The sequence below is a fragment of the Liquorilactobacillus capillatus DSM 19910 genome (assembly GCF_001434915.1).
Taxonomy (GTDB): Bacteria; Bacillota; Bacilli; order Lactobacillales; family Lactobacillaceae; genus Liquorilactobacillus; species Liquorilactobacillus capillatus.
Map to the genome: position 1 here is coordinate 1 of NZ_AZEF01000030.1, position 7,993 is coordinate 7,993.

Sequence of the window (7,993 nt, forward strand, 5' to 3'; positions counted from 1 at the left end):
ACACCACCCAAAGGTGATGCCAAGATCTCCATCAATACGATTTGACTTTGACCCATTTATCCACCGTAATTACACGGTAATTGTTAACATTAACAGTAATTCTTATTCCGCGCTGATTGTTATAGATATAGAAGTTTTTTCCTTTATGTATCATCTGAGTTGCTTCAAGAACCGGCTCCCGAAGTAATATTTTAATCTCAGTCTTTGTATACTTACCCGCAAGTTTTTTATTGATTCGCTGATAAACTAATTTAGTGTAACAAAGGTTTTCTGCAATCATCTTAACTGCTTAGCTGTCATTTTTATCCCTTCCCTAGAGATTTACTGGTACCACTTAGAAAAGCACCTAATTTTTGGACCAACAGAAATGATTGCTTGCTTACCAGTGCTGCCAGAATTAGAAAATAAGGCAGAAACTGGATTAGATACCGGCTTCTTCCACCTTCAAAGATCAAAAGGTACATGAAACTGCCAATAAGAGCTAACCGTAAAAGTTGTACAAAGTCACGGCGCTCGCGCCAGCCTAGTGCGATCATCCCTAACAAAATGATCCACCAGCATTGTGCCGCAAATCTAAAATCGCCTAACCGTGTTCCATATAAATAAACGAATTGCTTTAGCTGACCACTCATCCCTTGTCGGGCCGGTTGTGGGTTTTCTGTAATGAAATGTCCTTCTTTGACCCAGGCGAATGTTCCATCAGCAGTATTAGCACGATGTTTTTGAAATAGGAATACAAGATATCCGCTGAAGCCTTTTTCCTTTAATCGTCTAACTAGCAACTTCTTTGAATAAGTAACTCGACCAGCCTTAGTTGGAATTTGTGCCATTGCAAGTGCATCCTTAGGATTGTATCCCCCTTCACCCGAGAGTCCCATACTAATAAAATGAATTGCAGGAATTGCCCTCGCTGAATCAACTTGGATATACCTCTGATCTTGTAAACGCTGCTTAAAAATGTGGTAGCTGGTCAGTATTAGTACCCCACTTAAGAAAATAGTCCCGACAACAAGCCACCTACCCTGTTTCTTTGCTCTAGGTTTTACTAAAACCGATACAAGCTCAACTAGTCCAATCGCCACACCACCAATGATAGCTGATGGTTTAAGAAAATAGGCAACAACAAGCAGGAAACAGCCTAAAAAGAGTGCAATCAGCTTAGTTGAATAACTCAGCTGGCATCGTTTAACAATGCTATAACACATTAAATATCCCGAAACAAGTGGCAGTACCCACGTATCGGTATAAGGAACGATAATCATTGGAAAAAGGAACAGCCACCCTGCATGAAGATAAACTGCAGCGGCCAAGCGTGTACGATCCACTAGAGCAACGGTGATAAGATTAAAAACCATTGCTAAATCAACAAGGATCAATGTTACTAGATCAAAAAAAAGCCATGATTTTGTCGCAAATACTTCCGCTAAAAAATGTTGTACCAGTAGTAACGGTAGATTATTATAATTAATACTATAATAAGCCCGTATTTCCGCACTGGTTCTATCTGTCAATGCCTGATGAACCGCTCCAACATCAAACCCGATTGCTGGATGAACAAGCAGTACAAAAATAAGCTGCCACACAATAACTAACGCCAATAAGATAAGTGATGTTTTCAATTTGTGTGTGATCAAAAGATAATGTAAAAATTGATTTATTGCTTTAAATGTTTTAAAGCAGACAATAATTACACCAGCTATTAACAGCCAGACAGTCGTGAAAAAAGTTGTGCCAGCACCTGTGATCTGATTATCGCCTAAGATTAAGTTAGGTGATGTTAATGCAAAGATAAAAGTGATAAAAATAAAAAAGCCAAATACACGTAACTTCCCTGCATTAGCTATTTTCAATAATCTCTTGCTCATCCCATCCCTCTTCTCTAATCGCTGACAGTTATACAATAAGAACGAGTGGGTGATTCACTGACTTCCAGACGGATCAAACTAACACCTAGTGGTTCTAGGACTGGTGTCATCAAACGATAGAGCCATAATGTAATATTCTCAACTGTTGGATTAACTTCCTTAAATTCATCCAACGTGTTCAAGAAAGACCCAGATATTTTCTCGAAAATACTATTTAGAGTCTCTTCAATATCACTAAAAATAACGGTTTGTTCACTTTGACTTCTTAACTCACACACGACTTCCCATGTATGTGAATGACGTTTACCAGTTCCTTTTTCCCACCTAACTGCATGCCCTGCATTAAAAAACGTTTTAATTCTATAACTGTAATTAAGTTGTGCCATTTTCTACCTCCATTTATTTTTAATCATTTTAAGGTCTGCTAAGAATAACGTCCAGAGCTTCTTCAACTCTTGGCTAAAATTAATTGTGTTCCAACTTGACTTTCTTGTCATGCTATTCAAAGTACCGATCAGTCGAAACCAAGAACAAATAAAATTATAAAATGGCAGTGTAAGAATAACCCACCACGAGGATTTAAAAAACTTACGTTCTGCTGGGAATGCTCTTAGCAAAAGTACAACACAAAGATAATTTAACAAACTAACAACGACGTAGAGAAAGTAAATGAGAACATAAGATAATAATAAAATAATCCATGAGTAACCTAAAAAAAGTAAGACGACACTAGCAGCTAACCAGATTAACTTAGGAAATAAGAAAGTATGGTCAAGCATCATTCGCCGAACTAAGAAGTTCTTAAAAAAGCCTTTTAACTGTAAATCAGCAGTATTCTGATCAACTACTTCTAATTCACCCGTTTGCCAACGCTGGCGCTGCAGGTAAAGGGTATTTAAATCATCGATTGGCTCGATATAGAAAATTGCATCGGAACAAATTGCTACTTTATTTTTTAACCTGTCACGCATTTGAAAAGTCATGTCGGTGTCTTCGCCGATCGTTCCTGTGTTATATAAAAAAGTCTGCAGCAGTGTATCTTTACGAAAAGCGGAAAAGGCTCCTGACATCGTAAATAACTGATTACTGCGAGATTCGATCACTCTACCAGAAAGAAAAGCTTGTGCATATTCAAAATATTCATTATGTTGCAACAGTTTTAACCATTTCTTACGAGCCGTTTTGATCATTTCTTTTTGTGGTAAGATCGTTCCCGTCAGTGCAGCTAGCTCTGGTTCATTCTCAAACCGTAATACCATATTCATCAATGCATTCTTTTCAAGAATACCATCACTATCGATATTAATAATATAGTTACCAATACTGCTATAAATGGCGGAGTTCAGAGCTTTAGCCTTACCTTGTTCAGTATTTATCACACTCATATTTAGCTTTTTGAATTCATTTTGCGCGCGCTCAAAAGCATCGAAACTATGATCTGTACTTTGGTTATCAGCCAAAATAATTTGAATCAGTTCTGCCGGATAAGTCGACTCATTAATTGAACGAATGCAATTAAAAAGTGTCCCTTCTGAATTATAAACAGGAATAATGAGGGAGATAACTGGAAGTTTTTCAGGTACCGGCAGCTTAACTCGATGCCAATGACGCATGATCAACCAGATGCTAGCGAAAAACGCGGGTAGAATCTCAACTACTACCGGAATTAATGCCCATGTAATCCAGAAACCCATTTTAAAGAATGTTAATTCCAGCCAATAGCTCACTTTAAGTTCCTCCTTTTTTGCAGCAGAAACTGCGTTTTTTGTTTAAAAGTATCGTATATACTGTGTGAAAGTTGTGAGGATGTAAAGACTAAATAGTACAAAGCGATCACCAAGAAGTAAAAGACAATGCGTCCGAGTAATGAATGTGCAATAAAGAAAGTTTGTCCACCACCAAAATGTACGATAATAATTATTAATAATAGCCGTAATACATTCGCTAAATAAATCCACAGGATACCCATCAGTGAGAAAAACAGCCTCTCATGGCGATTATAAATAGGAAAAAAGACGACTAGACTTAAAAAAGCCAATGTTTCAATTATTCCTGAACATTCATAATCAATTACCATATTTACAGGTGAAGTCGGATTGGTAATACTAATAATGCTATATCTTGTTAATGTTTCACTCATCTGAGTCAAGGACCCTAGCCAGCCAACACCATGCATGACTGCTTGTGTAAATAACCAGATCAAATAGCGGTTGCTGAACGCGATTAAAATAAAGAACAATCCAACACTGCCCCAAATAAAATGAAAAGCAGCAAGATCTGTCCGTTTAAACAAAGACAGCACGTAAAGCCAGATAATTATTCCGACAATTAAATAGATATTCATTTAATTACTTTCCTCCAGCTGTTACTTTTAATCCCACTAAACTTATAGACTGCAAAGAGCGCTATTGTTAAGCCGATACCGGCTAAAATAAGTGGCTGTGTACTTCCACCCGCTGCATTCACCTCTCCTGTCCATAAGTTCCGGTTTGCTAATGTAATCGTTTGTCCTGACATATTAGAACTACCCTTAAGTGCACTGAATGGGACTGCACATTCAAAAACATAAGCCTCTCCAGTAACTGTTGACCCATCCCCCATTTTCTGCGAGATCTTTTTCCTCGTAACAGCTACCTGATTATTTAGAGTCGTGTACCAGTTATCATGTGCATTATAGATCCCTAATGTTACCATCTTAGTTTCACCATCGTTTAAATTAACAGTCGTATTATGATTAAAATCAATATCATAAACGACATTACCAACTTTTAATTTATATCCAGCTGGTTGAAAGTTGACATACCCACCTGACAAAACAGGATGCATTTCAATATAAAAATAAACATTTTTCCCATCTGCTAGGAGCGAAACATTTTTGATATTGTCATCGTCACCCACGATCTTCATCGGTGATTGCGGCTTATCGGTCCAATCATTGAATTGACCGTCGATCGCAATTCCGAGATTATTACTTTGGTTATTTGGATTTGCTTGTGCAGAAGAAGAACTTTGTGCTCCAGCTGTTTCACTTGTTGCAGATGTATTATTGCTTGATGAGGTACTGCTTGAACTGGTAGCGCTGCTGCTTGAACTTGATGAAGTCGTACTGGATGCGGAACTAGAACTAGCTGCAGTAGAGCTGCTTTGAATATCCGTTGCCGTAGCTGTTTGTGATCCTAAGCTTGAATTTGTTAGTGTGACCTCAGCATCCTTAGCCTTAGTCGTATTTAATCCCAACTTGCCCAATGCAAGTGTGAATTCTCCGGTTTGCTTACTTCCATTTTTACTAATGATCCCTGTCCCAACTTCGCCCATTGAACGCCAGTTATCACTCATATTCCGTGCAGTGACGGTTATTTGTGAGCCTGAACTGGCGAATTCCAGATTATATGCCTTATCAGCAACCTTAAGTGTATAATTTTGCATTGGAATTGACATATCAGCATTCCCACCATTGTCAACATATAGCCATACAGAATCATTACTGACCGCCAACGCCCAGTTCCCCATGTGATAGTATCCGACCGGTGTTTTATTAACCTGCTCCCAGTCATTGAATTGACCATCGAGTTTAAGCTCTGTCTGGCTATCTGCATTGACCCTGTTACTTGCAATAACCAAGGAACTTAGTACTATTAACAATATTAAACTCCACTTCCTCATTATTACCCTCTCCCGCTAAGCTTAGATCAGCTTTTATTTTTTAGTTTGTTCTTGTTATTTAAATGCTCTATAGCTGTTCTCCGTAAAACTACTTGTTAAACTAAATAGAGTATCACCAAAATTATACTTAGTATTTTTTATATTTTATCATAGTTTAGAATTTTTTAAAAGTAATTACTAATACTACTTATAATCTCATTTCAATCCTCGCCACCATTTCTCATTTTTCAAATACCACCTAATAGTCTCTTTAAGACTTATTTCAAAATCATGGATCGGGTGCCATCCCAATTCATTTTCAATTTTGGTTGCATCCATAGCATAACGACGATCATGTCCCAAACGATCATTAACATACTTAAGACTTTGCTTGCTTAGACCTAGTTCTGCGATAATCAATGTTGCAATTTCATTATTAGTTCGCTCATTATGTCCCCCTACATTGTACACAGCTCCCTTTTCTCCGCGATGTAAAACAAGGTCAAGTGCACAGCAATGATCTAAAACATACAGCCAATCACGAATGTTTTCTCCATCACCGTAGAGCGGCAGTTTTCTTCTGTCAACGCCATTTGTTATCAGTAATGGGATCAACTTTTCTGGATATTGGAACGGCCCATAATTATTAGAACACCGGACAACATTTACGTTTAAACCATACGTTTGATGATATGCCCTAACAAGTAGATCTGCAGAAGCTTTACTGGCGGCATACGGCGAATTAGGTGCCAATGGTGTCTCTTCCGTAAAAGAACCACTTGTTGTAAGTGAACCATAAACTTCATCTGTTGAAACTTGGACGTACTTTTTTAAACCAAATTTTTTGGCGGCATGCAGCAGAACAGCCGTTCCTTGAACATTTGTTTTTACAAAGATCTCGGGATAAAGAATCGACCGGTCAACATGACTTTCTGCTGCAAAATTAATAATTGCATCACAGCTATTTTCTTTTATCACCTGTTCAATTAACCTGTTATCCGTAATACTGCCTTGAACAAAGGTATAGTTAGCATTATTTTCAATATCAGTTAAATTAGCCAGATTTCCCGCGTAAGTTAATAAATCAAAATTAATAATTTGGTCCTCTGGATGCTCTCTCAGCAGATAATGAATGAAATTACTACCGATAAACCCTGCCCCACCTGTAACTAATATTTTCATAAGCTGATCCCTTTTCTTAAATAAAATTACAAATTATCATGAATCCCTTCGGAAATAATAATTATACCACCGTTTTTCTAAAATTAAACTTAAGGTGTTATCGTCATCTTTAACTTTATCAAGGTAAAAGTATTAGTACAGAGATTTTTAACTTACTGAAGCACGTATTTGGGATTGCAACACTTTTTTCCCAATTAGTTTTGATCCATTTAAAGAAATTCTTTCACTAACATACTGAAGGCACACAAAAAGCCTTAGTAGAAATGAACTTCTCATTCCTATTAGGGCTTTTTTGATAAAGTGTTGCATCTAATTTGGCAATTCATCCATTACGAAAAAATAACAAAAAAACTTAATCCCTTTCAAGGATTAAGTTCAAAAAGGCAAATAAGTTATTCCTCTTTATTATCTTTTTTCTTACCTTTTATGCCTACTATTCCTGCTACAGCTAAAATAGCTGCTCCAAGCTCTGTCATTCCATTAGAAACTTTATCGCCAGTTTGTGGAAGTTTATCATTTTTTGATAATTTAGTATTTTTTATTTTTCTTGAGGCAGATTCACTTGTACTTGTCGATCCTGATTCACTAGTACTTGTTGAGCCTGACTCACTAGTACTTGTTGAGCCTGACTCACTAGTACTCGTTGAGACTGATTCACTGGCACTTGTTGAAGCCGATTCACTAGTACTTGTCGATTCAGACTCACTAGTGCTTATTGACTCTGACTGACTGGCACTTGTCGATCCTGATTCACTTGCACTCGTCGAAGCCGACTCGCTAGTACTTGTTGACCCTGACTGACTGGCACTTGTTGAAGCCGATTCACTAGTGCTTGTTGAGGCTGACTCACTCGTACTTGTTGACCCTGACTGACTGGCACTTGTTGAGGCTGACTCACTCGTACTTGTTGACCCTGACTGACTGGCACTCGTCGAAGCCGACTCGCTCGTACTTGTTGACCCTGACTGACTGGCACTTGTTGAGGCTGACTCACTAGTACTTGTTGACCCTGACTGACTGGCACTTGTTGAAGCCGATTCACTAGTACTTGTTGACCCTGACTGACTGGCACTTGTTGAAGCCGACTCGCTCGTACTTGTTGAAGCCGATTCGCTAGCACTCGTTGAAACTGACTCGCTCGTACTTGTTGACCCTGATTCACTTGCACTCGTCGAAGACGACTCGCTAGTACTTGTTGAGCCTGACTGACTCGCACTCGTTGAGCCTGATTGACTGGCACTTGTTGAGCCTGACTCACTAGTACTTGTTGAGGCCGACTCACTAGTACTTGTTGATCCTGACTG

General features: G+C 38.3%; 8 protein-coding genes. All 8 read right to left on the minus strand.

What is annotated here, in order from left to right:
* Positions 1-31 precede the first annotated feature (31 nt).
* On the minus strand, positions 32-280 hold the full coding sequence (locus FC81_RS07410) for a DUF3781 domain-containing protein (RefSeq protein WP_057745101.1): 249 nt from the start codon (positions 278-280) through the stop codon (positions 32-34).
* Between the two features lie 22 nt (positions 281-302).
* The gene (locus tag FC81_RS07415; RefSeq protein WP_057745105.1) at positions 303-1,865 is read right to left on the minus strand and encodes a TIGR03766 family XrtG-associated glycosyltransferase; all 1,563 of its coding nucleotides are present in this window, start codon (positions 1,863-1,865) and stop codon (positions 303-305) included.
* 14 nt (positions 1,866-1,879) lie between these two features.
* Positions 1,880-2,251, minus strand: coding sequence for a 6-carboxytetrahydropterin synthase (locus FC81_RS07420; protein WP_057745108.1), 372 nt, complete (start codon positions 2,249-2,251; stop codon positions 1,880-1,882).
* Between the two features lie 3 nt (positions 2,252-2,254).
* On the minus strand, positions 2,255-3,592 hold the full coding sequence (locus tag FC81_RS07425) for a TIGR03111 family XrtG-associated glycosyltransferase (RefSeq protein WP_057745111.1): 1,338 nt from the start codon (positions 3,590-3,592) through the stop codon (positions 2,255-2,257).
* Positions 3,589-4,209, minus strand: coding sequence for an exosortase family protein XrtG (gene xrtG, locus FC81_RS07430; RefSeq protein ID WP_057745114.1), 621 nt, complete (start codon positions 4,207-4,209; stop codon positions 3,589-3,591). Before xrtG ends, FC81_RS07425 begins: the two co-directional genes overlap by 4 nt.
* Positions 4,206-5,528, minus strand: coding sequence for a Firmicu-CTERM sorting domain-containing protein (locus FC81_RS07435; RefSeq protein WP_057745117.1), 1,323 nt, complete (start codon positions 5,526-5,528; stop codon positions 4,206-4,208). Before FC81_RS07435 ends, xrtG begins: the two co-directional genes overlap by 4 nt.
* Positions 5,529-5,723: 195 nt before the next feature.
* The gene (gene rfbB, locus FC81_RS07440; protein ID WP_057745120.1) at positions 5,724-6,689 is read right to left on the minus strand and encodes a dTDP-glucose 4,6-dehydratase; all 966 of its coding nucleotides are present in this window, start codon (positions 6,687-6,689) and stop codon (positions 5,724-5,726) included.
* A gap of 392 nt (positions 6,690-7,081) precedes the next feature.
* Positions 7,082-7,993 (minus strand): LPXTG cell wall anchor domain-containing protein (locus tag FC81_RS11160; RefSeq protein ID WP_157054747.1); only part of this gene is annotated, 912 nt, incomplete at its 5' end.